General features: G+C 66.6%; 28 protein-coding genes. 18 read left to right on the top strand and 10 right to left on the bottom strand.

Features of this window, described 5'->3' with window-relative positions; translation table 11 throughout:
• Positions 1-5 precede the first annotated feature (5 nt).
• On the bottom strand, positions 6-440 hold the full coding sequence (locus tag ACQR0Z_RS19455) for a DUF1810 domain-containing protein (RefSeq protein WP_434919687.1): 435 nt from the start codon (positions 438-440) through the stop codon (positions 6-8).
• A gap of 225 nt (positions 441-665) precedes the next feature.
• Here ACQR0Z_RS19455 and ACQR0Z_RS19450 point away from each other — a divergent pair, with 225 nt between their 5' ends.
• Positions 666-1706 (top strand): DUF2778 domain-containing protein, encoded by a 1041-nt coding sequence (locus tag ACQR0Z_RS19450; RefSeq protein ID WP_434919686.1) that lies wholly within the window; start codon positions 666-668, stop codon positions 1704-1706.
• 66 nt (positions 1707-1772) lie between these two features.
• Entirely contained in the window at positions 1773-2030 is a 258-nt protein-coding gene (locus tag ACQR0Z_RS19445) for a hypothetical protein (protein ID WP_434861307.1), read from the top strand.
• Positions 2031-2607: 577 nt separating this feature from the next.
• On the opposite strand, the gene ACQR0Z_RS19440 is transcribed toward ACQR0Z_RS19445, so the two are convergent.
• The gene (locus tag ACQR0Z_RS19440) at positions 2608-2805 is read right to left on the bottom strand and encodes a hypothetical protein (protein ID WP_434861308.1); all 198 of its coding nucleotides are present in this window, start codon (positions 2803-2805) and stop codon (positions 2608-2610) included.
• A 782-nt stretch (positions 2806-3587) separates the two neighbouring features.
• Here ACQR0Z_RS19440 and sfnG point away from each other — a divergent pair.
• The 7 genes from sfnG (at position 3588) to ACQR0Z_RS19405 (ending at position 11148) form a co-directional block, all read left to right on the top strand.
• On the top strand, positions 3588-4700 hold the full coding sequence (gene sfnG, locus ACQR0Z_RS19435) for a dimethylsulfone monooxygenase SfnG (RefSeq protein WP_434861309.1): 1113 nt from the start codon (positions 3588-3590) through the stop codon (positions 4698-4700).
• Positions 4701-4710: 10 nt separating this feature from the next.
• Positions 4711-5625 carry an ABC transporter ATP-binding protein gene (locus tag ACQR0Z_RS19430; protein ID WP_434919685.1) on the top strand — a complete coding sequence of 305 codons (915 nt, stop codon included), beginning with the start codon at positions 4711-4713 and terminating at the stop codon, positions 5623-5625.
• Positions 5625-6515, top strand: a complete 891-nt coding sequence (locus ACQR0Z_RS19425) for a branched-chain amino acid ABC transporter permease (protein ID WP_434875842.1) — start codon at positions 5625-5627, stop codon at positions 6513-6515. The genes ACQR0Z_RS19430 and ACQR0Z_RS19425 overlap by 1 nt, the downstream gene beginning before the upstream one ends.
• A complete protein-coding gene (locus ACQR0Z_RS19420; RefSeq protein ID WP_434919684.1) occupies positions 6515-7570 on the top strand; it encodes a branched-chain amino acid ABC transporter permease in 1056 nt (351 codons plus the stop codon). The genes ACQR0Z_RS19425 and ACQR0Z_RS19420 overlap by 1 nt, the downstream gene beginning before the upstream one ends.
• Positions 7571-7596: 26 nt before the next feature.
• A complete protein-coding gene (locus tag ACQR0Z_RS19415) occupies positions 7597-8940 on the top strand; it encodes an ABC transporter substrate-binding protein (protein ID WP_434875844.1) in 1344 nt (447 codons plus the stop codon).
• Between the two features lie 207 nt (positions 8941-9147).
• Positions 9148-9924: an ABC transporter ATP-binding protein gene (locus tag ACQR0Z_RS19410; RefSeq protein WP_434875845.1), complete on the top strand. Its 777-nt coding sequence runs from the start codon at positions 9148-9150 to the stop codon at positions 9922-9924.
• A 27-nt stretch (positions 9925-9951) separates the two neighbouring features.
• Positions 9952-11148, top strand: coding sequence for an acyl-CoA dehydrogenase family protein (locus ACQR0Z_RS19405; protein WP_434875846.1), 1197 nt, complete (start codon positions 9952-9954; stop codon positions 11146-11148).
• Positions 11149-11179: 31 nt separating this feature from the next.
• On the opposite strand, the gene ACQR0Z_RS19400 is transcribed toward ACQR0Z_RS19405, so the two are convergent.
• A complete protein-coding gene (locus ACQR0Z_RS19400) occupies positions 11180-11632 on the bottom strand; it encodes a hypothetical protein (protein ID WP_434919683.1) in 453 nt (150 codons plus the stop codon).
• Between the two features lie 360 nt (positions 11633-11992).
• Here ACQR0Z_RS19400 and ACQR0Z_RS19395 point away from each other — a divergent pair, with 360 nt between their 5' ends.
• Positions 11993-12229 (top strand): hypothetical protein, encoded by a 237-nt coding sequence (locus tag ACQR0Z_RS19395; protein ID WP_434861317.1) that lies wholly within the window; start codon positions 11993-11995, stop codon positions 12227-12229.
• Positions 12230-12358: 129 nt separating this feature from the next.
• Positions 12359-12949: an NADPH-dependent FMN reductase gene (locus tag ACQR0Z_RS19390; RefSeq protein ID WP_434919682.1), complete on the top strand. Its 591-nt coding sequence runs from the start codon at positions 12359-12361 to the stop codon at positions 12947-12949.
• A gap of 258 nt (positions 12950-13207) precedes the next feature.
• On the opposite strand, the gene ACQR0Z_RS19385 is transcribed toward ACQR0Z_RS19390, so the two are convergent.
• Positions 13208-13459 carry a hypothetical protein gene (locus ACQR0Z_RS19385; RefSeq protein WP_434875849.1) on the bottom strand — a complete coding sequence of 84 codons (252 nt, stop codon included), beginning with the start codon at positions 13457-13459 and terminating at the stop codon, positions 13208-13210.
• A gap of 382 nt (positions 13460-13841) precedes the next feature.
• Here ACQR0Z_RS19385 and ACQR0Z_RS19380 point away from each other — a divergent pair, with 382 nt between their 5' ends.
• The 4 genes from ACQR0Z_RS19380 (at position 13842) to ACQR0Z_RS19365 (ending at position 18401) form a co-directional block, all read left to right on the top strand.
• The gene (locus ACQR0Z_RS19380) at positions 13842-14735 is read left to right on the top strand and encodes a LysR substrate-binding domain-containing protein (RefSeq protein ID WP_434861320.1); all 894 of its coding nucleotides are present in this window, start codon (positions 13842-13844) and stop codon (positions 14733-14735) included.
• A 120-nt stretch (positions 14736-14855) separates the two neighbouring features.
• The gene (gene gabT, locus ACQR0Z_RS19375; protein ID WP_434919681.1) at positions 14856-16142 is read left to right on the top strand and encodes a 4-aminobutyrate--2-oxoglutarate transaminase; all 1287 of its coding nucleotides are present in this window, start codon (positions 14856-14858) and stop codon (positions 16140-16142) included.
• Between the two features lie 37 nt (positions 16143-16179).
• Entirely contained in the window at positions 16180-17478 is a 1299-nt protein-coding gene (locus ACQR0Z_RS19370) for an ArgE/DapE family deacylase (protein ID WP_434919680.1), read from the top strand.
• Positions 17475-18401, top strand: a complete 927-nt coding sequence (locus tag ACQR0Z_RS19365; protein WP_434875852.1) for a 2-hydroxyacid dehydrogenase — start codon at positions 17475-17477, stop codon at positions 18399-18401. Before ACQR0Z_RS19370 ends, ACQR0Z_RS19365 begins: the two co-directional genes overlap by 4 nt.
• A 15-nt stretch (positions 18402-18416) precedes the next feature.
• Here the strand turns inward: ACQR0Z_RS19365 and ACQR0Z_RS19360 are convergent, their stop codons facing one another.
• Both ACQR0Z_RS19360 and ACQR0Z_RS19355 read right to left on the bottom strand, forming a co-directional pair.
• Entirely contained in the window at positions 18417-18806 is a 390-nt protein-coding gene (locus ACQR0Z_RS19360; RefSeq protein WP_434919679.1) for a hypothetical protein, read from the bottom strand.
• A gap of 131 nt (positions 18807-18937) precedes the next feature.
• The gene (locus tag ACQR0Z_RS19355) at positions 18938-19171 is read right to left on the bottom strand and encodes a DUF6894 family protein (protein WP_434861325.1); all 234 of its coding nucleotides are present in this window, start codon (positions 19169-19171) and stop codon (positions 18938-18940) included.
• A 209-nt stretch (positions 19172-19380) separates the two neighbouring features.
• On the opposite strand from ACQR0Z_RS19355, the gene ACQR0Z_RS19350 reads away from it, so the two are divergent.
• The 3 genes from ACQR0Z_RS19350 (at position 19381) to ACQR0Z_RS19340 (ending at position 21873) form a co-directional block, all read left to right on the top strand.
• On the top strand, positions 19381-19563 hold the full coding sequence (locus tag ACQR0Z_RS19350; RefSeq protein WP_434861353.1) for a hypothetical protein: 183 nt from the start codon (positions 19381-19383) through the stop codon (positions 19561-19563).
• Positions 19564-19777: 214 nt separating this feature from the next.
• Entirely contained in the window at positions 19778-20662 is an 885-nt protein-coding gene (locus ACQR0Z_RS19345) for a hypothetical protein (protein WP_434919678.1), read from the top strand.
• Between the two features lie 374 nt (positions 20663-21036).
• Positions 21037-21873, top strand: coding sequence for an HD domain-containing protein (locus tag ACQR0Z_RS19340; RefSeq protein WP_434861327.1), 837 nt, complete (start codon positions 21037-21039; stop codon positions 21871-21873).
• Positions 21874-21887: 14 nt separating this feature from the next.
• On the opposite strand, the gene ACQR0Z_RS19335 is transcribed toward ACQR0Z_RS19340, so the two are convergent.
• From ACQR0Z_RS19335 to ACQR0Z_RS19320, 4 genes are all read right to left on the bottom strand, one after another.
• The gene (locus ACQR0Z_RS19335) at positions 21888-22562 is read right to left on the bottom strand and encodes an HAD family hydrolase (protein ID WP_434919677.1); all 675 of its coding nucleotides are present in this window, start codon (positions 22560-22562) and stop codon (positions 21888-21890) included.
• A gap of 80 nt (positions 22563-22642) precedes the next feature.
• On the bottom strand, positions 22643-23035 hold the full coding sequence (locus tag ACQR0Z_RS19330) for a hypothetical protein (RefSeq protein WP_434919676.1): 393 nt from the start codon (positions 23033-23035) through the stop codon (positions 22643-22645).
• Positions 23036-23152: 117 nt separating this feature from the next.
• Entirely contained in the window at positions 23153-23359 is a 207-nt protein-coding gene (locus tag ACQR0Z_RS19325; RefSeq protein WP_434861354.1) for a hypothetical protein, read from the bottom strand.
• Positions 23360-23495: 136 nt separating this feature from the next.
• Positions 23496-24383, bottom strand: a complete 888-nt coding sequence (locus ACQR0Z_RS19320; protein WP_434919675.1) for a hypothetical protein — start codon at positions 24381-24383, stop codon at positions 23496-23498.
• Positions 24384-24430 lie beyond the last annotated feature (47 nt).

Here is a 24430-nt window from a genome sequence, read left to right as displayed (position 1 = left end):
CGGCGCTAGGGGCTGCCGCGTTGCAGAAAGGCCAGGGTCTGCGGATCGCGCTCGCCATCGCAGTAGCGATCGAGCGCGGTTGCGAATTCCGCGTTTGGACGCACCGAGTCGAATAGCGTCATGCAGGAACGGAATTTCACATCGTCGGGCGAGCCCATGATCTCGCGCAGCGATCTGCCTTCCACGGCGAGGACGAGACGGGTGCATTCGACCAGCCGGCTGCCGAGCACGGCATCGGCCAGATAGGTCTCCGCCTCCGCCCGCGACTGAATCGCATAGCGCTGCGCCATCGCGGAGCTGCCCAATCCTGCAACCTGCGGAAAGATGAACCACATCCAGTGGCTTTGCTTCCGTCCGGCCGCAAGTTCGGCGGTCACGCGGGAATAAATCGAACTCTGTGCCTCGGCAAATCGGCCAAGGTCGGCGGCATCTTCGGTCATCGGCATCTCCAACCTGTTGAGATATCGAAATAATCGCTGAGGCGCCCCGGCATCCCCCGGGTTTTGCCGGGCGCCATCCGGCCGCTGTCCGGGATCAATCGGGGCTGGCCTTTGTCTAGATTATGCCGCACTCTTGCCATCCTATGTCATGACGGGTCGAATCGTACCCCTTGGGGTCGGACATCCTCCGCGGGTGGTCCGAAAGGGGGGTATATCGGGGACGTGATGGCTTCCAGTGAAGCAAGCGTAGAGGTGCTGTTGACGCGTGGCCGCTTCGGGCGCTCCGAAGCGATCGCGCTTGTGCTCGCCGCCCTGGCCATCGCCGCGGGCGCAGCCGCATGGGTGGGTGCGAGCAGCGAGCAGGCGTCTGTCGCCACCGCCACGGCGCCCGCCGCACCGCCGCCGGCGATCACCTTCGAAACCCGGTTTGCGCCGGCGTCTGCCTCGGCGACTGCCTATTCCGAAAAGGACGCGGTGCGCGCGCTCGACCGCTTTGCGCTGCGCGGCACCGATCGCCAGTTGCTGGATGCCCGTGCCGCGCTGGTGAAGGGCATGGAGTCGCGTGATCCGAATGCGCGCGATCCCAACAATGCCGACTGGCGGCCGATGCTGACGGAAGGCAATACGGTTGCGATGCCTGCCCCCGGCGTTCCGCTGCCGCGTCCGCGCCCGTCGCTTGCGAACATGCCGACCAGCCTGGTTTCGGCGAGCGCGGCCGAAGCGGTGGGGCGCGCCGATGACCGGTCGATCCTGCAGAAGCTGACGGATCTGCTGCCGAGCCCGACCAAGTTCGCCTCGCTCGGCCCGGACGCCGGTATCGTCCGCTCCGGCGTCGATCTCGCGGCGCTCGGCTACGAGAGGACCGCCGTCTACGACATCAAGGCCAAGATGGTCTATCTGCCCTCGGGCATCGGGCTCGAGGCGCATTCCGGAATGGGCAGCCTGCGCGACGATCCGGAGCACGTGAACCAGCGCATGGTCGGCGCGACGCCGCCCGCGACCTACGACCTGAAGCCGCGTGAAAAGCCGTTCCACGGCGTTCGCGCCCTGCGCATGAACGTCGTGGAGGGCACGACGCTCGGCCGGGTCGGCTTGCTGACCCACCCTTACATGCTGGGTCCCGAGGGCGATTCGAATGGCTGCGTCTCGATCAAGAATTACGATCGCTTCCTGAAGGCGTATGATGACGGCGAGTTCAACCGACTCGTCGTCGTCGTCGGGCTCGAGGCTGGTACCCCGACGCGGACCGCGCAGAAGACCGAGTGACGGCTTGTTGCTTGGCCCCGGCGCGACCTCGGCGGCAACGCCGGTCGCATCTTCCGGAAGGTCTTCATGATTGATCCCGCAAAGTCGGAAACGCGTCTGCGTACAACGTTCAACATCAAGGTGAACGGCAAGCCGGTCGTGATTTCGACGGTCGGGCAGGCGCATCAGTTCCTCACCAGTCTCAACGCCGTCGAATGGATGGAGTTCAAGTCGCTGCACGACGCCGCGATGTCGGCGCTGCAGGCGGCGGCCGACAACGCCATCATGACCGTGCAGGCGACCAATGCGGTGCGGACGCTGTTCGTAAGTGCGAAACTGTTGTGACGGGGAATTGTGCCGGGGACTGTGCGTGGCTTGCTCCTGCCTGGGTTGGCCGTCTGCTCCCACTCCAAACTCACCGTCATCGTCCGGCTTGCCGCGTTCGCTGAAACTGCGGCGCGCCCTTGCAGTGGTAGCCGCGTCGAAGCCCATCGGGATCGACCGAGAAGCCGCGGCGTACTGGATGCCCGCCTTCGCGGGCATGACGGCAGTCGGTGGGGCCACGGTCTTTCCACATCGTCATTCCGGGGGCGCGCGCAGCGCGAATCCGGAATCTATAACCACGAGCGGTCGTGTGAGGCGTGCTGGTGGCTCCAGCTCGCTCAACGACCCCGTTCGCGAGTATGGATTCCGGGTTCGCGCTGCGCGCGCCCCGGAATGACAGCGGGGGGTGCCGAGGCATCTCGCAAAACTCGGGCTTTCTATCATTCGCAAATGATCTCGCATTCTCGCGACGCGCGGCGTCCGAGTGATCCGTCCGTTTTGCCCTCCTCATAAACGGAGGGCGCGGGGAATGCCGGGCTGCTGGCCGCAACCCATGGCCCGCCTGCAACAAGAAAAGCAGGCGGCAGTCACCACAGGTTCAGCCGAACAACCGGCATTCCCCGCGCGGCGATCTTAACGGCTGCTTCGCGTTCTCCCCGGTGCGCCGGGCGTTCTGGTCACCGTTGCGCATGATGCTTTCGCACCAGCGCGGCATCAGCGTCGGGATGCCAGGACCACGCGACTTGACCGTACGCGACGACGGCGTTCGTCGGCGCAACAAGCGCTGCGCTGCCATCGCGTTCACCGCTCCTCCCGCTCAACGTCCGTGACGACCGCGAACCGCCCCTCCTGCGAGCGGGAGATGGCCCTAGAAGACCACCGAATCCGGATTAGGAAAAGCGGAATATTTGTGACAGCGGGACTGGACAGGCCAAATCAGCTTGATGCGTCGATAGAAAATCGTTTCTGCGCGCAGTGCTGGATCGCTCCAATCAACCTCCGGATGTTCAGATGTCCTGAAAGAATTCGTACTGATTTGCCCGACGGGCAGTATCATTGTTCTTATTTCGAGATTGTTCCGAGTGGTGGACAGCCGAAATTCGCACTTATTAGTTCGCATCCGGCGGCGAGGTCTCGTGCGACGGAACCGAAACAGGGGCGGAAGCAAAATTGATCCACGTCGCGCCAAACTACGGAAGACGTTTTTACCTCCTCATTCAAAAAGAGACGGTCTTGGACTCGCTGCACCAGCACTTCTCTGCGACACTTCGTGCGTCGGTCGAACAGTGATTGACAGAGGGGATTTGCATGATCGGCAACAACGGCCATGACTCCAGCGATGCGTTTTCGCGCATGAATGGAAGCCTGTTGCGCACGGTCTGCGCCTGGTTCTGTTGATGCACTGACATGACGGCCGAGGCGCGCGACGCCTCGGCACCTGGCAGGCATGGCCTGCTCATCACGCGACATCATCAAGTCAACCGAAATGTGCTGCCGAGCCGGCAGCGCAGAGGCCGGCGGCCGTCCTCATCGAGGCGGAACGGCATGCATGACGATCAGGACAAGTGAGGGAAGCCTATGACGACCAAGGATTCGTCGATCAAATTCGCCTATTGGGTGCCCAACGTTTCGGGCGGCCTCGTGATCTCCAACATCGAGCAGCGCACGAGCTGGGACATCGGCTACAACAAGAAGCTGGCGCAGATCGCAGAGGCGAGCGGGTTCGACTACGCGCTGAGTCAGATCCGCTTCACCGCCGGCTATGGCGCCGAGTATCAGCACGAGTCCGTCTCGTTCAGCCACGCGCTGCTGGAGGCGACGACGAAGCTCAAGGTGATCGCGGCGATCCTGCCCGGCCCCTGGCATCCGGCCGTCGTCGCCAAGCAGATCGCCACCATCAATCATCTCACCGAGGGGCGCGTCGCCGTCAACATCGTCAGCGGCTGGTTCCGCGGCGAGTTCGCCGCGATCGGCGAGCCCTGGCTCGATCATGACGAGCGCTACCGCCGCTCGGAGGAGTTCATCCGCGCCTTACGCGGCATCTGGACCGAGGACAATTTCAATCTGCGCGGCGACTTCTATCGCTTCACGAACTACTCGCTGAAGCCGAAGCCGATCGATCCGCAGCCGGAGATCTTCCAGGGCGGCAGCTCGCGCGCGGCGCGCGACATGGCCTCGCGCGTGTCCGACTGGTACTTCACCAACGGCAACTCCGTCGAGGGCATCAAGGCGCAGGTCGACGACATCAGGGCCAAGGCGAAGGCCAACAACCATCAGGTCAAGATCGGCGTCAACGCCTTCGCCATCGCGCGGGACACCGAGGCCGAAGCACAGGCCGTGCTCAAGGACATCATCGACCACGCCAATCCCGAGGCCGTGCACGCCTTCGCGCATGAGGTGGCCAATGCCGGCAAGGCCTCGCCGGAGCGCGAGGGCAATTGGGCGAAATCGACCTTCGAGGATCTCGTCCAGTACAATGACGGCTTCAAGACCAACCTGATCGGAACGCCGCAGCAGATCGCCGAACGCATCGTCGCGCTCAAGGACGTCGGCGTCGACCTCATTCTGCTCGGCTTCCTGCATTTCCAGGAGGAGGTGGCATATTTCGGCAAGCACGTGATCCCGCTGGTGCGCGAGCTCGAAGCCAAAGCCGCGGCCAAGGCTGGCGTGCAAGTCCAGGCGGCGGAGTAGGGCGAGCGCGATGCTGTTGAGCGGGCTTACCACTCCGCTGGATGTGCTGGCTCTGGAGACCTGGGCTCCAGGAGCAGCGCGTCAAGTGCTCGCGATGGAGCAGGCCGACGCGTCGGCGCAGACTGCAGGCGAGTCGCGCGCGGTACTGCGGCTCGCCAACATCTCGCTGTCGTTCGGCGGACTCACGGCGCTCCGCGATGTCGATCTCGACGTCGCGGAGGGCGAGATCCGCGCGGTCATCGGCCCGAATGGCGCCGGCAAGAGTTCGCTGCTCAACGTCGTCAGCGGGCTGTACCGGCCGGACCAGGGCGAAGTCTGGTTCGGCGGGCATGCGTTCCGGCAGGTGCCGACGGCGCAGCTCGCGCGTCACGGCGTCGCCCGCACCTTCCAGAACCTCGCATTGTTCAAGGGACTTTCGGTCTTCGACAACGTGCTGATGGGGCTGGCGCATCGGGTCCGCGCCGGCTTCCTTCGACAGCTCGTCGGCACGCCCGCGGCGCGGCGGATCGAAGCCGACAATCGCGCGGCGGCAGAGGAGGTGATCGGCTTCCTGCATCTCCAGGAGGTCCGCGACCGCATCGCCGGCACCTTGCCTTATGGCCTGCAGAAGCGGGTCGAACTGGCGCGCGCGCTCGTCGCGCGTCCGAGGCTCCTGCTGCTCGACGAGCCCTTCGCCGGCGTCACCTTGAGCGAGAAGCAGGAGCTGGCGCAGCACGTGCGCGGCGCGCGCGACCGCTACGGCACCACCATCGTGCTGATCGAGCACGACATCGGCATCGTGATGGATCTCTCGGACCATATCGCCGTGCTCGATTACGGCCGCAAGATCGCCGACGGGCCGCCGGCCGAGATCAAGACCAACCAGGCGGTAATCGATGCCTATCTCGGCGTCGCCCACGAGGACGAGACGGAGCTTGCGATCTGATGTTCGACTATCAATTCCTGATCGAGGTGCTGGTCGGCGGCCTGCTCTCCGGGGTGATGTATTCGCTGGTCGCGATCGGCTTCGTGCTGATCTACAAGACTTCGGGCGTGCTCAATTTCGCGCAAGGGGCGATGCTGCTGTTCGCGGCGCTGACCTTCGTCAGCCTGGTCGAGCGCGGCACGCCGTTCGCGCTGGCGCTGCTGGCGACGCTCGCCATCATGGTGGCGCTCGGCATCACCATCGAGCGCGCCGTGCTGCGGCCGCTGATCAATCAGCCGCCGATCACGCTGTTCATGGCGACGCTCGGGCTGTCCTATGTGATCGAGGGCGCTGCGCAATTGCTGTGGGGCACGCAGGTCCACGGGCTGGAGATCGGCGTCAGCGACATCCCGTTCGACATCGGCGGCGTGTTCATCAGCCGCTTCGACCTGTTCGCCGCCGCCGTGGCCGGCAGCCTGGTGGCGCTGTTCACGGTGTTCTTCCGCTACACCCGGACCGGCCTCGCGTTTCGCGCGGTCGCCGATGATCAGTTCGCCGCGCTCGCGGTCGGTCTGAGGTTGCCGCGGGTCTGGGCCGCGGTGTGGACAGCGGCTGGCATCGTCGCGTTGGTGGCAGGGCTGTTGTGGGGCGCGCGGCTCGGCGTGCAGTTCTCGCTGTCGCTGGTGGTGCTCAAGGCGCTGCCGGTGCTGGTGCTCGGCGGCTTCGATTCCATCACCGGCGCGATCGTCGGCGGCCTCCTGATCGGCGCGATCGAAAAGCTCGCCGAAGTCTATGTCGGGCCGTTCTTCGGCGGCGGCATCGAGGCGTGGGCGGCCTATGTGGTCGCGCTGGCGCTGCTGCTGGTGCGCCCCTCCGGCCTGTTCGGCCAGAAGCTGGTGGAGCGGGTGTGATGAGCACGATCACCGAAACCGCTCTGACGCCTTCGCGGCTCGCTTGGCTCACTCCGAACCTGCTCGGCGTCGTGCTGCTGCTCCTGCTCGGCTACGGCGTCGTGCCGTGGATCGGCTCGGACTACCTGATGGACGCAGTGCTGACGCCGTTCCTGGCGCTGGCATTGGCTGCGGTCGGGCTCAACGTGCTGACCGGCTATGCCGGCCAGGTGTCGCTGGGCTCGGCGGCGTTCCTCGCGGTCGGCGCTTATGCGGCCTACAATCTCAATCTGAGATTGCCGGGCCTGCCGCTGCTCGCCGATATCGTGCTGGCCGGCGGCATCGCCGCTGCCGTCGGCATCGTGTTCGGCCTGCCGAGCTTGCGGCTGCGCGGCTTCTATCTCGCGGTCTCGACGCTGGCGGCGCAGTTCTTCGTGCAGTGGGCGCTGACCAAGTTCGGTTGGTTCTCCAATGACAATGCCTCCGGCGTCATCGACGCGCCGGTGCTCCGCATCGGCAGCCTGACGTTCTCCTCGGCCACCGGCCGCTACGTGTTCTCGCTGACGATCGTGACGATCGCGACCGCGCTGACGGCACGGCTGCTGGCCTCGCAGACCGGGCGCAACTTCATCGCGGTGCGCGACCACGAGGTCGCGGCCAAGGTGATCGGCGTGCCGCTGTTGCGGACGAAGCTGCTCGCCTTCGGTTTCTCGTCGTTCCTGATCGGCGTCGCCGGCGTGCTCTGGGCGTTCGCCTACCTCCGCACGGTCGAGCCGGCCGGTTTCAACCTCGATCGCTCGTTCCAGATCCTGTTCATCATCATCATCGGCGGGCTCGCCTCGCTGCGCGGCGCCTTCATCGGCGCGGCCTTCATCGTGGTGTTTCCGCTGCTGCTGTCGCGGCTCGGGGCCGCCGTGCTCGGCAGCGTGTTCGACTCCGGCGTGCTCGAGATGAGCCAGCGCATCGTGATCGGCGCGCTGATCATCGCCTTCCTGATCGCCGAGCCGCGCGGCCTGGTCGCGCTGATCGACCGTGCCGTCGCGGCAGTGCGCCGCCTCCGTTCATCCCAGTCCTGAAACAGTCACACACAAGGAGAGACACGATGACGACATTCAGACACGCAAAGCTGGCCAGGAGACTGACCTTGGGGGCGGCGCTCGCCCTCGGGCTCGTCACCAGCCTGCCGGCGCAGGCCGACGAGCAGTTCTTTCCGCTGCAGAGCTATCGGGTCGGACCGTATGCGGCGGGCGGCACCGGATTCTTCGGCGGCTTCATCGACTATCTCAATCTGATCAACATCCGCGACGGCGGCGTCAATGGCGTCAAGCTGACCTGGGACGAGGGCGAGACGCAATACGAGGTCGAGCGCGGCGTCGAGGTCTATGAGCGGCTGAAGAGCCGGCCGGGTGTCGCCGCCTGGAACCCGCTCTCCGTCGGCATCGCCTATGCGATGATCGACCGCATCGGCAAGGACAAGGTGCCGCTGATCACGATCAATCACGGCCGCACCGACTCCACCGACGGCCGCGTCTTCCCTTACGTGTTCCCGCTGCTGCTCAATCCCTACAGCGAGACCTCGGGCATCGTGAACTACATCGCCACCCGCGAAGGCGGGCCTGAGAAGCTCAAGGGCAAGAAGATCGTGGTGCTGTATCACGGCTCGCCCTACGGCAAGGAGACGATCCCGATCTACAAGCTGTTGTCGGACAAATACGGCTTCGAGCTCGAGCAGATCGAGGTCCCGCATCCCGGCAATGAGCAGCAGTCGCAATGGCTGTCGATCCGCCGCGCCAAGGCCGACTACGTCGTGCTGCGCGGCTGGGGCGTGATGAACCCGGTGGCGCTGAAGACGGCGCAGAAGACCGGCTTCCCGGTCGACCACATCATCGGCAACGTCTGGTCCAACTCCGAGGAGGACGTGATCCCGGCGGGCGACGCCGCCAAGGGCTATGTGGCGATCACCACGCAGGCCTCCGGCGCCGAATATGCGGTGCTGCAGGAGGTGATCAAGACCGTCTACGGCGCCGGCAAGGGCAATCTCGACGACAAGAAGCGCATCGGCAGCGTCTACCACAATCTCGGCATCGTGAACGGCATCCTCAACGTCGAGGCGGTCAGGATCGCGCAGGAGAAGTTCGGCAAGCGGACCCTGACCGGCGACGAGGTGCGCTGGGGCTTCGAGCATCTCCAGCTCGATCCGGCACGGGTCGAGGCGCTCGGCGCCAAGGGCCTGTTCCACTCGATCAACGTCACCTGGGACAATCACGAGGGCAATGGCCGCGTGACCTTCCAGCAATGGGACGGCGCCAAGTGGAAGGTCGTCTCCGACTGGATCTCGCCGGATTGGGCGGCGCTGCGGCCGATCATCGAGAAGTCGTCGACGGCCTACGCGCAGGAGCGCGGCATCAAGATCCGCACCTCCGGTGACGATCCGGTCGGGCAGTAAGAGCAGCATGCGCGGGGGCGGTACTCCCGCGCACTGATCGGGGCCTCATGGTTCGAGATGGCGCTGCGCGCCTCCTCACCATGAGGGTTCGGATCCCTCCGCGACTTCGGACCTCGTCCTGAGGAGCACGCCGTGAGGCGTGCGTCTCGAAGGACGGCTACGGGGCAGCTATCGGCGGGCGCTCTGCGCAGTGAAGGAGTCTTTGTCATGAGCGATGTGCTGCTGTCGGTCGAGCATCTCGCGGCGACCTATGACCAGGCGATCCGCGCGGTCAGCGACGTGTCGTTTGCGGTCCACGCCGGCGAGATCGTCGCGGTGCTCGGCGCCAATGGCGCGGGCAAGTCGACGACCCTGCAGGCGGTCTCAGCGCTGTTGCCGGCGCGGCGCGGCCAGATCACGGGTGGACGGATCAGCTATGACGGACGCGACGTGTCGTCGTCCTCGGCGGCGCAGCTGGTGCGCGCTGGCCTCGTGCCGGTGCTCGAAGGCCGGCACTGCTTCGCCTCGCTGAGCGTCGAGGAAAATCTGATCACCGGCGCGATCGGCCGTGATGCCAGACGCGGTGAGATCAGCGCGGACCTCGAACGTGTCTACGCATTGTTTCCGCAGCTCACGCGGCACCGCCGCTCGGTGGCCGGCCTCACCTCCGGCGGCGAGCAGCAGATGACGGCGATCGGCCGCGCGCTGATGTCGCGGCCGCGGCTCCTGGTGCTCGACGAGCCGTCGATGGGGCTCGCGCCGCTGGTGGTCGAAGGCATCTTCCGCGCTCTCAAGACGCTCAATGCGGAGGAGGGGCTGTCGATCCTGGTGGCCGAGCAGAACTCCACCGTGGCGCTGCGCTTCGCCGACCACGCCATCGTGCTCGAAGGCGGCTGCAGCGTGCTCGCGGGCCCCGCGCGCGAGCTCAGGCAGCGGCCGGATATCAAGCATCTCTATCTCGGCGGCGCCACCGCGCCGGCCGCGACCACCCAGGCCGTGGCCTGATTTCATTACAGCAACAGGAGACCGTTCATGGCGACCAGCACTGCCGCACGCAAGATCGAGGACAGTCCATATCCGCAGCTTGACGCCGTCGTCGCTGACGTCATCAAGGCCCATGCCGATCGCAACGACCGCGAGGGACGTTTTCCCCGCGAGAACCTGCTGGCGCTGGCCGAGGCCGGCTGGACCGGGGTGCTCAACGATATCAGTTTCGGCGGGCTCGGGCTCGGCCATGTCGACTTCGCCGAGGCCGCCTACCGCATCGGTCAGGCCGATGCCTCGACCGGGCTTGTCTATGTCATGCATGTCGGCGCGGCGCAGACCATCAATCTGTTCGGCAATGACGACCAGAAGGAGCGCTGGCTGAAAGCGAACAATGGCCGGCTGCTCGGGACCTATTCGACCAGCGAGCGCGCCACCGGCGGTCACTGGTGGTACAATCTGTCGGAGGCCGCGCGCGACGGCGAGGATTATCGCCTGAACGCCGACAAGTCGTTCACGACCAGCTCGGGCCAGGCCGACTTCTACGTCGCCCAGACCCGCAGCCCCGGCGCCAAGGATCAGGCCGACATCATCTTCTTCATCGTCGACGGCAAGGCCGAGGGCATCGAGTCCAGGCCGTGGGAGGCGCTCGGGGTGCGCGCCAATCATTCCGGCGGCATCAGCTACAAGAACGTGCACGTGCCCAAGCGCGACCGGCTCGGCGCCGAGGGGCAGGGCAAGGAGATCATCTATGACGGCGTTTCGCCGGTCTATCTGATCGGGCTCGGCGCCGTCTGGGAAGGGCTGGCGCGCGGCGTGCTCAATGCCGCGGTCGCGCACACCACTGGCTTCGTCCACAAGGACCGCAACAAGAGCCTCTCCGACTACCAGGCGATCCGGCAGGAGCTCGGCGCCGCCAAGGTGCTGGTCGAGAGCCTGCGTCCGTGGCGGATCGAGCTGGCGCACAAGCTCGATGAGCTCTGGCGCGCCGGCAAGCCGCAGAGCGAGATCCTGATCCCGCTGACCGAGTTCAAGGTGCATGCGGCTGAAGTGGCCAACAAGGTGGCCTCGACGGCGCTCACCGTGACCGGCGGCTATGGCTACCACCGCGGCCCGATCGAGCGCGCCTTCCGCGACGCCCGGGCGGCGATCGCGATGGGGCCGTCCAACATCATCGCGCGGGAGTGGATCGGCAAGGCCCAGGTCGGGCTGCCGCTCGAGCTGTTTTACGAAGGCGGGGAGTAAGTCTCGCCGATGCTGCGGCGCGGCCGCAGCATCAATCCGCCATCTCGGCGGCGTCGAGCGCGATCTCCTCGCGCTCGGCCTTCTCGGCCGGCACCGCGTTGGCGGCCTCGGCCGTTTCGAAATCGTCCTCGGCGATCTCCTTCACCTCGGCCACGGCCTCCGTCTCGACCGCCTCGGCTTCGAGCTCGGCGGCGACGACGGCTTCCGGCGTGGCGTCGTCATTGGCCGGCTCGGAGAACAGGTTCGGTCCGGGAATGGTCGTCGGCACCACCGGCCGCGACTTCGGCTTGTACCAGGACGAAAACTTCTGCGAGAGGCCGGCTTCGAACTCGGCGAGCGGCAGGCTGTTGCCGTCCTCGTCGGTGATCACCACGGTCCAGCCTTCCGCCTCCATCACCTGGGCATTGGCGATCACGATCAGCGCGCTTTCGCGCTGCTTGCGGATCTTCTGCTGCTCTCGCTCGGCGATCATCGTGTACGCCATGGCCACAACTCCCACACTTTGACGAAGGGCGTGATGGCCCGAAGCACCATCAGGACGCCGTCACTACGCCGCGAGACTGTGAGCGTCGCTGGGCCGGATTGCGTTCGCCTAATGACAATTTGGCGGCGTCGCACAGGTTCCGTTCGGCAAAAGGAGTCGAAGATGCAACAGCCGGCAAAATAGTGGTGCAGGACCGAGGGCGCTTGTTGAAGGCGCGCGGCCCTGTGTCATCATTTGATTCTGCGGCGGCAACTGCTTCGCGACAGCAGCGCGGGCAGCGGGTGATCAGGACAAACAGCGGGCGAATTGGGGACAACGATGCGAGCTCATCTGTTCAGGATGCGGACTTGGAATGTGGCAATGGCGGGGCTTGCGTTGGCGATGGTCGCCAGCCCGCGCGCGGGCCATGCCTTCACGGAAGACGACCAGCGGCGGCTGTGCACCGGCGACGTGTTCCGGCTGTGCTCGTCGGAGATTCCCGATCGCGAGCGCATCATCGCCTGCATGGTCAAGCAGCGCGCCAGTCTGAGCGACGGCTGCCGCAGCGTGTTCGGCCGTCCGAGCGAGCGCTCGGCATCGGCGACGGTGACGCGCTGAGTTCACGCCGCTCGATCTGAACGACGACGCGCCGCCGATCGGTCGATCCGCGGCGCTCCCCACCATCTCATCGTTCGCAATGCGGCGTGGTAGGCTGGCACGGATCGACCGGCCAGGAGTTGACCCGCCATGAGCAATCGCATCCTCGTCTTCTACGGTTCCTATCGCTCGGACCGGATGGGTATCCGGCTCGCGCAGTTCGTCGTCGACGGGTTGCGCGGCAAAGGCCAGGACGTCGAACTGATCGACGCCAAGGCGGTTGGCCTGCCGATGCTCGACCGCATGTTCAAGGAATACAAGCCGGGCGAAGCCCCTGCGGCCATGGCGGAGCTCGCGGCGAAGATCCGCGCGGCCGATGGCTTCGTGTTCGTCACCGGCGAATACAATTGGGGCATGCAGCCCGGGCTGAAGAACCTCACCGACCACTTCCTCGAGGAATGGTTCTGGCGGCCGGCGGCGATCGCGAGCTATTCGGCCGGCCGGCTGTCGGGCGCCCGCGCCGCGACGGCGTGGCACGGGACGCTGTCGGAAATGGGTATGGTCGTGGTGTCGAGCACGCTCGCGGTCGGTCCGATCGGACAGGCGCTATCGGAGGACGGGACACTGGTCGGCGACGCCGGCAAGGCGCTTGCGCATGCCTTCCCGCGCTTTGCCGACGATCTCCTGTGGTGGGTCGAAGCGGGCAGGGAGCAGCGCGCGCGCAGGACGCCGCCGTACTAAAGGTTGCTCTGGGTGACTGTCGCCAACTGCCTAAGATGACGATGGCAAGCGCGGCGATCTCAGTCTCACCCTCCCCTGGAGGGGGAGGGTCGCTCGCACGCGAAGCGGGCGAGCGGGGTGGGGTGAGCCGCGGACACCGGTGCAAGCGGAGAGATCACCCCACCCCGGCTCACATTCCGCTGCGCTCCATGTGAGCCGAACCTCCAGGGGAGGGTGACAGCGGGGCTGCCCTCCGATTGGATGGTCCGGCGGAGCCGGCTACCGGGTTGCGTTGGTCGGCGTCGTGGTCACCGACTGCTGCCGGCGTGGCGCCGCTGCGGTCTGGCCCTGACCCTGGCAAGGCAGCTCCTTCCAGGTCCCGTCGGGCTCCTGCTGGTAGGCCCGGCAGGGCATCGATGACGTTGCCTGCTCTTCAGGCTTGGGGGTCTGGGAGTTCTTCGCCAGTGCGGGCGCGGCCGTCGCGACGAGGGCTGCCAGCGAACCGACGAAGATCAATCGATTGATCCGCATCTCAAGGGTCCTCCTGCTCGAAGCACGCTCGATTCAGAGCCGGAATGTGGAAACTTTGAGGCAAAGTGTCTCGACGGGTTCGGTCACGCTTAAGGATCCATATCCCGGCCGCTCAGCGCGTTAACCGACCGGCCTTGCCGCGCCGTCGCAAGGCGACTGTGCCTTTATCTGGGCTGGCGTGACGCGGCCCGTGAGGCTAAGAGCGACCAACGCGCGAAAGCGCCCTCATGCCTCAGCGGCGCTCCGATCGGAGCGCTCGCGTTCGATCAACGGACGTCGCCGACGTGGCCGGCGTTCCGACATCAGCCGCGTGACCATTGATGGTGGCGCACGCCAACAGGCGGCGAGGGAGCGGTTCGCGCAGGCGGACGACTGTGCGAGCATGACGCGACCTCGATTGCCCTCTCTCATCGCGCTGCGTGCCTTCGAGGCCGTCGGCCGCAAGGGCAGCGTGCGCGCCGCCGGTGACGAGCTCGCCGTCAGCCACACCGTCGTGTCGCGTCATCTGCAGAACCTGCAGCGCAGCCTGGGCGTGGCGCTGGTGCGCGCCGAGGGCCGCGGTCTGGCGCTGACCGATGCCGGCCGGCAGTTCCACGCCGAGGTCACCCAGGCCTTCGACATCATCGCCCGCGCCACCACGCAGGTGCGCCCCGCAGCGCGGCCGACGCTGAACATCTGGTGCATTCCCGGCCTTGCCAACCGGCGGCTGCTGGCCCGGCTGCCGGAGCTGACCGGGCCGCCGCGCAATTGGGACATCAACCTGCAGCCGACGCTCGCGCATCCCGACCTCGCGCGCGGCGAGGCCGACGCCGAGATCGTCTATGCCGAAGCGACTGAGATGCGCAGTCCGCTGACGGCGGAGGCGCTGGTGCGGCCGCGCGTCTTCCCCGTGGCGAGCCCGGCCTATCTCGCGCGCTTCCCGGCGATCGCGACGTTGCCCGGTCTCGCCAAGGCGTCGCTGATCCACGAGGAGTCGACCGCGCAATGGGAGCAGTGGTTCGAACTGGCCGGCCATCCGGACCACGTCACCCTGCGCGGCCAGCGGCTGTGGCATGCGCATCTCGCGATCGAGGCCGCCAGAATCGGGCAGGGTGTCGCGCTCGCCAATGAGGTGCTGGTCGCGGATGACATGCGCAGCGGCGCGCTGATCGAGGTGATCCCGTCCACGATCCACATGGGAGCCTACCAGCTGGTCGCGCTGCGGGAGCGCTGGGACGAGCCGGCGATCGTCGCGCTGCGGGCGTGGCTGAAGAAGGTGCTCGCTCCTCAGCTGTGAGCGGCAGTCCCGGGGTCTGGTGCATTGGAGTCACCTGTCGGCGGGAACAAGCTGATTGATCGCGACCGCCACGCTCCTAGCCTGCGTCTCGACCTTTTTCCTGCGAGGAGTCGAGCCCACATGACTGCGAAGGCTGCAAACGAAGACCTGCTGGCGCGTCGGCACGAGGCCGTCGTCAGAGGCGTGAGCTACGCGACGCCGCTGTTCGCCGACCGCGCCCTCAACAGCGAAGTCTGGGATGTCGAAGGCAAGCGTTATGTCGACTTCGCCGGCGGCATCGCCGTGCTCAACACCGGCCATTGCCATCCGCATGTCGTGGCGGCGATCCGCGCCCAGCTCGACCGCTTCACCCACACCTGCTTCCAGGTGCTGCAATACGAGCCTTACGTTCGCTTGAGCGAGCGGCTGAATGCGCTGGCGCCGATCGCAGGCCCCGCCAAGTCGATCCTGCTCACGACCGGCGCCGAGGCGACCGAGAACGCCATCAAGATCGCGCGCGCTGCGACCGGGCGCAGCGGCATCATCGCCTTCACCGGCGCTTTCCACGGCCGCACCGCGCTCGCCAACGCGATGACCGGCAAGGTGATGCCCTACAAGAAGCCGTTCGGCCCGCCGCTGCCGGGCGTGTGGCACGCGCCGTTCCCGATCGCGGGCAGCAACGTCTCGGTCGAGGACACGCTGTCCTACATCAACTTCATCTTCAAGGCCGACATCGATGCCTCGCAGGTCGCGGCCATCATCATCGAGCCGGTGCAGGGCGAGGGCGGTTTCCACCAAGCGCCGCCGGAGCTGATGCGCGGGCTGCGCCGGATCTGCGATGCCAACGGCATCGTGCTGATCGCGGACGAGGTGCAGACCGGCTTCGGCCGCACCGGCAAGATGTTCGCGATGGAGCACTACGACGTTCAGCCCGACCTGATCTGTGTCGCCAAGAGCCTCGCCGGCGGCATGCCGCTGTCGGGCGTGATCGGCCGCGCCGCGATCATGGATGCGGCGGAGCCGGGCGGCCTCGGCGGCACCTATGGCGGCAATCCGCTGGCCTGCGCGGCCGCGCTCGCCGTGCTCGACGTGTTCGTGCAGGAGAAGCTGCTCGACCGCGCCAACGCGATCGGCGACCGGCTGCGCGCCGCGATCACCCGTTTCTCGCGCGCCAACAATCTGGTTCCGGTTTCCGAGCCGCGCGGTCCTGGCGCGATGGTTGCATTCGATATCCTCAAGCAGCGCGGCAGCGATGAGCCGGATGCGGAGATGACCAAGCGTGTGACCCGGGTGGCGCACGAGAACGGACTCATTCTGCTATCCTGCGGCGTGACGGCGAGCACCATCCGCATCCTCGTGCCATTGACGGCGTCGGACGCGATCGTGGACGAAGGGCTCGCGATCCTGGAGAAATGCCTGGCCGCGTGACGCGGGCAGGGTGAGTTGGGAAGGCTGGAGGCTTTGCGTGACTGACACTGCGGCGGCTGTGCCGAATGACGTGATGGAGCGGCTCGCCGCCGCTGTGGATGCCAACTTCAAGCAGCAGGTCGCCTTCCTGCAGCAGCTCGTGCAATTTCGCAGCCTGCGTGGCGAAGAGGCGCCGGTGCAGGAGTGGCTGGCAAGTGAGTTCGAGGCGCGCGGCTACAAGGTCGACCGCTTCAGCCTCGCCGATGTCGACCTGATGCAGCATCCCAAGGCGGCGCCGATGGATACCATCGCGCTCGACGGCTCCAGGCAGGTGGTGGCGACGCTCGATAGCGAAGGCAAGGGCCGCAGCCTGATCCTGCAAGGGCATATCGACGTCGTGCCGGAAGGGCCGACCGATCTGTGGGGCGATGCGCCCTATGGGGCCATCGTGCGCGACGGCTGGATGATCGGCCGCGGCGCGCAGGACATGAAGTCCGGCGTCTCCGCGATGATCTTCGCGCTCGACGCGATCAAGGCCGCCGGCTTCGTGCCGGACGGGCGCATCCATCTGGAGACGGTCACGGAGGAGGAGAGCACCGGCAACGGCGCTCTCTCGACCTTGATGCGCGGCTACACCGCTGACGCGTGCCTGATCCCCGAACCGACCGGCCACACGCTGACGCGGGCTCAGGTCGGCGCGATCTGGTTCCGGCTGCGCGTGCGCGGCACGCCGGTGCACGTTGCCTATGCCGAGACCGGCACCAACGCGATCCTGTCGGCGATGCATCTGATCCGCGCCTTCCAGGAGCACACCAGCGAGATCAACGCGCGCGCCACCTCGAATGCGTGGTTCTCGGGCGTGAAGAATCCAATCAAGTTCAACGTCGGCATCATCAAGGGCGGCGACTGGGCGAGCTCGACGCCGGCCTGGTGCGATCTCGATTGCCGTCTCGGCGTGCTGCCCGGCGAGACGCCGGCGCAGGCAATGGCCGGCATTGAGCAGTGCCTTGCCAAGGCGCAGGCGGCCGACAGCTTCCTGTCGGAGAATCCGGTCGAGCTGGTGTGGAGCGGCTTCCAGGCCGATCCCGCGGTGTGCGAGCCCGGCAGCGCCGCCGAAGCCGCGCTCGCCGAAGTGCATGCGCGCGTGTTCGAGCAGCCGCTCGACGTGCGGCTGTCCACCGCCGTCAACGACACCCGCTACTACTCCGTCGACTACGGCATCCCCGCGCTGTGCTACGGGCCCTATGGCATCGGACCGCATGCGTTCGACGAGCGCGTCGACCTCGACAGCGTGCGCAAGACGACGCTGTCGATCGCGATGTTCGTTGCGCAATGGTGCGGGCTGCGCAAGGCATGATCACCGTCGCTTTGTTGAGCCGTCCCGGGCTGATGGATCCGATGAAGGCCGTGCTCGCCCGCGAACTGCCCGGCGTGACCGTCGCGTCGTGGCCGGAGCCGGCCGCGCGCGAGGCTGAAATCGCGGTGTGCTGGAAGCCGGAAGCGGGTGCGCTTGCGTCGATGCCGCAGCTGAAACTGATCCATGCGATCGCGGCCGGCGTCGACAACATCCTGTCCGATCCGACGGTACCGGACCTGCCGCTGTGCCGGATCGTCGATCCCGACATCACCTCGGCGATGACCGAGTTCGTTCTGTGGAGCACGCTGTACTTTCATCGCGATTTCGATCGCGTGGTGAGCAATTCGCGCGACGGCGTGTGGCAGCGCTATGAGCAGCGCGCGGCACGGGACCGCAAGGTCGGCATCCTCGGGCTCGGCGAACTCGGCGCCGCGGCGGCGTCGCGTCTGGTCGAGCTCGGCTTCACCGTGAGTGCGTGGTCGCGCTCGCCTAAGACGATCGCGGGCGTGCGCGCCTATCACGGCGCCGATGCGCTCGATGCGTTCCTGAGCGAGACGGAGATTCTGGTCTCGCTGCTGCCGCTGACAGCCTCCACCATCGGCCTGCTCAATGCCGAACGTCTGAGCCGGCTGCCCAAGGGAGCCGCGCTCGTCCTGTGCAGCCGCGGCGAGCATCTCGTGGCTGATGATCTGGTGGCGCTGTTGCGCAGCGGCCATCTGCGCGGCGCAGTGCTCGACGTGTTCGAGCAGGAGCCGCTGCCGGCGGATCATCCGCTGTGGCGCGAGCCGGGCGTGCTGGTCACACCGCACATGGCGGCGATCGCCTCCTGGGAGACGATCGCGCTGCAGGTGGCTGAGAATGCGCGGCGGCTGCTGCGCGGCGAGCCGCTGCTTAACGTTGTCGATCGCGCCCGCGGCTACTGAGCCGCCGGCGTCGACCTATTCGAGCGTCTGCACCGGCGGTGCGACGGGACCGCGCGGCTCTGGCGCAGGCGGAACTGCGGCCGCGGTGCGCGCCGGCGGAGCAGCCATCCGGGGCGCCGTCTGCTGCGGCTGCATCGGCTCGGTCATTGCAGCCTGGCTATCCCGCACCGGACGCCGGACCTGCTGCGAGCGCGCGGCGCGCGAGCGGCGGAAGCCCCAGGAGCGCGCGATCGACGGACCTGCGGTGTAGCCGACAACGGCGCCAGCAACTGCGCCAACGGGTCCGAACACCACCGCGCCCGACAATGCACCCAATGCGGCGTCCCCGCCGCGGTGCTCGTCGGCAACAGCCGTCGATGCCATCAAGGTGAGCGCCAGGGCCGAGGTGGCCAACAGTCTGGTCATTGAATGTCCCCTCCGTCGCAACGGCGACGAAATGGCGGACAAATGTGGCGAGAACAATGCGATGTGCGGCGCTCAACTCACCTCAAAGCGGCCGTATTGTCGCCGCTGTCACGACAAGCGCGCAGTGCCGCTCAATGCATCGCGCCGAGCACGTCCGTGAACGGCATGGCGATGATCTCCTCGCCGAGATCGTCGGAAATGTGCACGACCCATTCGCGCCAATCCTCATCGCTCTCGGAGGCGATGAGCGAATGCATCACGCGCTCGGCATGATCGCAGGCTTCGGCGAGGTCGAGCACCGCGGTTCCACGGCGATCGATGAGGAACTCATCGGGATTGGAGCAGTGAAAGAAGACCTGCGTCATGTCCGTCTCCTCAAATCGCCCTCAGGCGAATCGCCTCACTGGCATAACAGCGCACGCATCCGCGCGAAATCGGATTGAGCACGTAAGGTAAATTACGGGAGGTAGCTTGTGCCGCTGGAACCCGTCGCGCAGTGACGCAGCTCACGGAACGCATCATGCCGGCGAGGGTTGTCGCCGAGATTTCCAATTCGCGAGAGGAGCCAGGCATGATGTCTGAAATCCAGATCCATGCGATCGCCCGGCAGATGCTCGAGATGCACGGTGCGGGCGCAGTGGCCCAGGCGGCCCAGAAGGCGCAGCAATGCGAGGGCAGCGGTGACACCGAGGAAGCCCGCGAGTGGCGCCATATCGTGGACGCGATGAAGATGATGCGCGGACCGCATCAGAGCTGACGGCGATTTCCGAAAATCAGCTGATGCAGGATGCTGTCCGGTCGATTCTGCCGAGCCGACGGCGGGGCGCGCTGCGGACCGTCAAGAGCTTGTGCGCCGTATCTCATCCTGGTTTCCGACCCAATTTCCACGCAAGAATCGGGCAACATGATTCGGCAGTCGATTCGCTGCCGACCAACGTTGCCGGCGCGCCCGCCGTGCAGGGATGATTGCCATGGTCTTCTTCAAGCGTGAGCTGAGCCCGGTCGAGATTTTCGAGCGCGCGCTGAAAGACAAGCAGGCGGCGCGGCAGCGGCTGACGGAACGCCTGCGCGTGGCCGAGCAGGCGCTGGAGGAAAAGCGCGTCGAGGCGGAGCGGCTGGCGAAGGCCGGCGCCAGCAATGGCCAGCTCGACCGCGCCGAAGCGAAGATGCAGTCCGTCGAGCAGAAGGCCAAGGCGCTGCGCGCGTCCGTGGCCGAATATGACGAGCAGATCATTCTCGCCGAGCGCGCGCTTGCGGAGGCGATCGCGCAGCGCGATCGCGACCGCGCGGCCAACGACATCGAGGCGGTGGCGTCCGCGATCGAGCAGGCCGTGCCGCGTTTCGAGATCGGCGCGGCGGCGCTGGTCGATGCGGTCACGCGCGGCCGCGCGGCGTTGAGCGAGGCCAGCCGCTTCGCCTCCGATGTCGACGACATCAGGCGTGAGGTGCTCTCGGCGGCCGAACTGATCTGCTGGGAGCTTCGCGCGGCGGCGACGCGCACGCGCGCCGGCAACATCAACGTCGCCCTGCTGGCGCCGCCCGAGACGAGGCAACTGCCGGCGCCGGAGACCGACCGCCAGATGATCTACACGCTCAGCCCGCTGACCTGGAAGGAGGGCGAGGAGGTGAAGCGCGTCGCGGCCTACACGATGACGGCGCTGCCCAAGGCGCTCCTGCCGCTGGCGCTCGCGCATCAGCATGTCGACTATCTCAATGCGCGGCGGGTGCAGACGCTGATGCATGTGCATGGTGGCGGCCAACAGCAGAGCGAGCCTGCGGCGGACGATCCGGCGCTCGTCGACCTCGATGTGCTGGCTGCGCCGGCCGAGGAAAGCCCCCGCGCGGACGTCGCCTGAGTGGAGGCGCGCCCGATGCAACTGCAATCGGTGCTTGTGCCGTCGCCGCCGGCCCGAGGCCTGAAACGTGTCGGTGCGCGGGGCCCGAGGTGATCCGGATCAGCACCGCAGCGCCGCGAACATGAGCTGCTCAGGTGTGGCGGACAAGCAATCTTGCCCGCAAATTCCCGGTCCTCGTCATCCGGATGTGGCCGACCCCTGCGACCTGGGCTATGCTCGCCGGCATCAGCGGACGGGACGCCGCGACGTCGTGAGCTGACGTCGTTGCCGTAGCGGCCGCAGTGCCATGCTGAGCCGCGCTTTCGTGATTTGTGTTTTCGGGCGTTGCGTCTTTCATAGTTGTGTTTGGGCTGTCTGAGGCGGGGGCAGCAACGATGATCACCTTACCGGAGCTGGCGGCAGAGGCGTTGGAGCGGTTTCTCAGCTCCTACATGCGCCGTCGCTTTGGCTCCTCGGAAACGCAACTGGCCGAGATCCTGCCGGGCGCCGCACGCGTCGCGCTGGAATGCATCGGCAACAGCGACGCGCTCTACCACAATGTCGAGCACACGCTGCTGGTCACGCTCGCCGGTCACGAGATCATGCGCGGACGGGCGCTGCACACGCACATGACGGCCGACGACTATGTGCATGTCATCATGGCCTGCCTGCTGCACGATATCGGCTATGTCCGCGGCCTGTTCAGGGAGGATGATTCAGACGGGTTCATCGTCGATCGCGGCGGCCGCAAGATCTGCCTGCCGCGCGGGTCGTCCGACGCCAGCCTGATGCCGTACCACGTCGATCGCTCCAAGCTCTATGTGATCAACCGTATCGAGGGCATGGCGCCGCTCGACAAGGACCGCATCGCGCGTGCGATCGAAGGCACGCGCTTTCCGCCGCTCGCCGGCCAGCAGTTCGACGAGGAGCAGTCGATCGTACGCGCCGCCGACCTGATCGGACAGCTCGGCGATCCCAACTACATCCGCAAGGCCAACGCCCTGTACCACGAGTTCGAAGAGGTCGGCATCAACCGGCAGCTCGGCTACGAGTCGCCGGCCGACATCGTCAACCGCTATCCGCAGTTTTATTGGAACAGCGTCGCGCCGCACATCCAGACCGAGATCCGCTACCTCAACATGACCTCGACCGGACGGCAGTGGATCGCCAACCTCTACGCCAACGTGTTCCGCGCCGAGCGCGACATCTCACTCTCAGGCCCGCAGAGCTGACAGCGCGGCGCGATCTAGCGGCGGCCGCCGACCTCGTCGATATGCTCGAGCAGGTCGGCGGGATCCTCATAGACGCGGATGGCGCCGGACTGACGCAACTCCTCCGAACCATAGCCGCCGCTCAGCAGGCCGACGCCGAGCGCGCGGCAGCGCGTTGCGGCAAGCATGTCCCAGATGCTGTCGCCGACCACCACGGCACGCTCGATCGGCGCGTTCAGGCGGGCGGCCGCGGCGAGAAACAGGTCGGGATCGGGCTTTGCGTAGCGGACCTCGTCGCGCGTGACGACCGGGCTCTGCCCGGGATCGACGCCCAGCGCGGCGAGATTGACGGACGCCGTTTCCATCCGGCCGCTGGTTGCGATCGCCCAGGGAATGCCGGCGTCGGTCAGGAAGGCGAGCAGCTCGCGCGCGCCGGGCAGCGGACGGACCTGACCGCCGAGCTTCCGGTAGGCGTCCGCATGCGCCTGCCGCAGCCGCTCGATCCGATCAGGTTCCATGGCAAGGCCGGTTTCGCGCAGCAACTGGTTCGTAAACAGGCCGCCGCTCATGCCGATCTTGCGATGGATGCGCCAGACCGAGAGCTCGATGTTCTCTGCATCGAGTGCCGTCTTCCAGGCGAGCACGTGCTGATAGACGCTGTCGACCAGCGTGCCATCGAGGTCGAACAGGAAGGCCGTCTCGAGGCGCATGGGTCTTTCTCCGGGCGGACATGAGGAGGGCCGCTGCGAGCCAAGCGGCAGCGGCCGTCATCGGTTCCTGTCAGCCCACATCAGCCCTTGGGTCGGATGAAACCGGCCAGCGTCTTCTTGTGCTCCTCGCACCAGTTCGTCATGCCGAGGCGGCGCTGATCCATGTCGATGGCCTGCGTGGCGACGGCGACCTCGGCCATCAGGTCATCGTCCTGCTTCTCGCCCATCTTGCCGCCGGTGTGCATGTAGGCGATGGCCTTGCGGACCTTTTCGGTCGTGCCGTCGGGCAGGTGCATGTCCTGCGCCTTCTGCACGAGGTCCTGATAGACGACATCGATCCCGGGGCATTCGACCTTGGTGGCGAACGCCTCCAGCACCATGGTCGTGTAGGTATGGCGCGGCTCGGCGCGAGCTGAAGACGTCGCCGCCAGCATTGCCGCGATGATCAAAGTGCAACGCACACCATTTCGCATACCCTGGCATCCTCCCATTTGTTTTCAGGGAGGCTAGCCTGCGGGTCTGCCAGGAGCAAGTTTCAGCGCGCTGCAACAGGCGCGATTTGATCGGCCGCGAACCGGACGAACGACCAGCTACTTGTTCAGCCGTCGCTCCTGCTCCTTGAGCAGGACCTCCAGTTCCTCGCTCTGTTGCGCGAGGCGGTCGGCATTGCGTTCCTCATCGGCGGCGCCCGACTGCGACGCGGCCTGCTCGGTGATCTGTCGGATGTTGTCCCGCAGGATCGCGATGCGGTCTGCGAGGTCGGAGGCGGACAGGCTGGTCGGATCGGTCAGGCTCATGAGTTCCTCGGCAAATGCGCATGTCAGGCGCAATGGCTTAGCTCCAAAAGCCTCGTGGCCACAAGTTCCGTTGATCTCCGTAGGTGGGCGCGGGCAAGCGATGTTCCGGGCCAGAATTCACCCAGGGCCGCCCGGGTCAGCGCACCGGCATCGGCGGACGCACCACGGGCTGGTCCGGGTCCTGTGCCGGAGCGGACGGCAGCGCCATCGGAGCCGGCGGCGGTGGAACCATGCTGGCCGTGGACGGCGCCGCGGGACGGGGCCGGTGCGGCACGGCGGCCGCTGGCTGGGCCGGCGTCACGGCCGCTGTCGCCGGGCGCGGGGCAGGGCGCGGCCGGATGGCCTGCTCGATCACGCGCTGGTCGAACGGCCTCGCTTCCGCCGTCCGTTCGCTCGGGCGGTCGGCCGGCTTGGCCTCGGCGACCCGGGCCATGTCGCGGACCATCTGCTCCTGGCCGGCCTTCAACTGCGCCAGACTCGATTTCAGCTCGCTGATCTGCTGGTTCAGGGCGGCAAGGTCGTTGGCCATCGACTGCAGCAGCTGCGCCTGGTCCTGGCCGCCGGTCGGGCCGATCGCGCCCGTCGTCGCGTGGTCCTGCGCCGGTGCCGCGGCAACGGTCTCCTGCGGCGACGTTGCCGTCGGCGCCGCGGAGCCATCCTTGTCGGCATTCGACACCAGGGAGATCCGCGGCATCCAATGCGCGATCATCTCCTGCGCCTGGTCTCCATAGCTCTGCCAGGCGGCGGCTGCGACGGCGCTGCCGACCGCGAACAGCACGGCGAGAACGGTGCGGACGACCCACGTTGCCAGCGTGCTCCGTTCTCGAGATGCGGCGGGATTGCTGCTGGCCTGCGCGCGGAATTCAGGATCGATCTTGGGAAGAGGAACGTCCGGCGGCCGTTGCGCGCTGCGGCGCTCGCCTTCGACGGTTGCGCGATCCGCGCGCGCGGCCAGCACGATATCGGGATCGATCATCGCATGAGGCTGCTGATCGCTGTCTTTCGTGGTCGTCGTTGCAAGCATTGACGCTCCGTCCTCCGTTGTCGTCCGCCTCGGCGGCGGCGCTCGGC

This window comes from Bradyrhizobium sp. HKCCYLS3077, assembly GCF_051167555.1.
In the GTDB taxonomy this organism is placed as follows: Bacteria; Pseudomonadota; Alphaproteobacteria; order Rhizobiales; family Xanthobacteraceae; genus Bradyrhizobium.
This window is presented reverse-complemented; position numbering and strand designations above follow the sequence as displayed.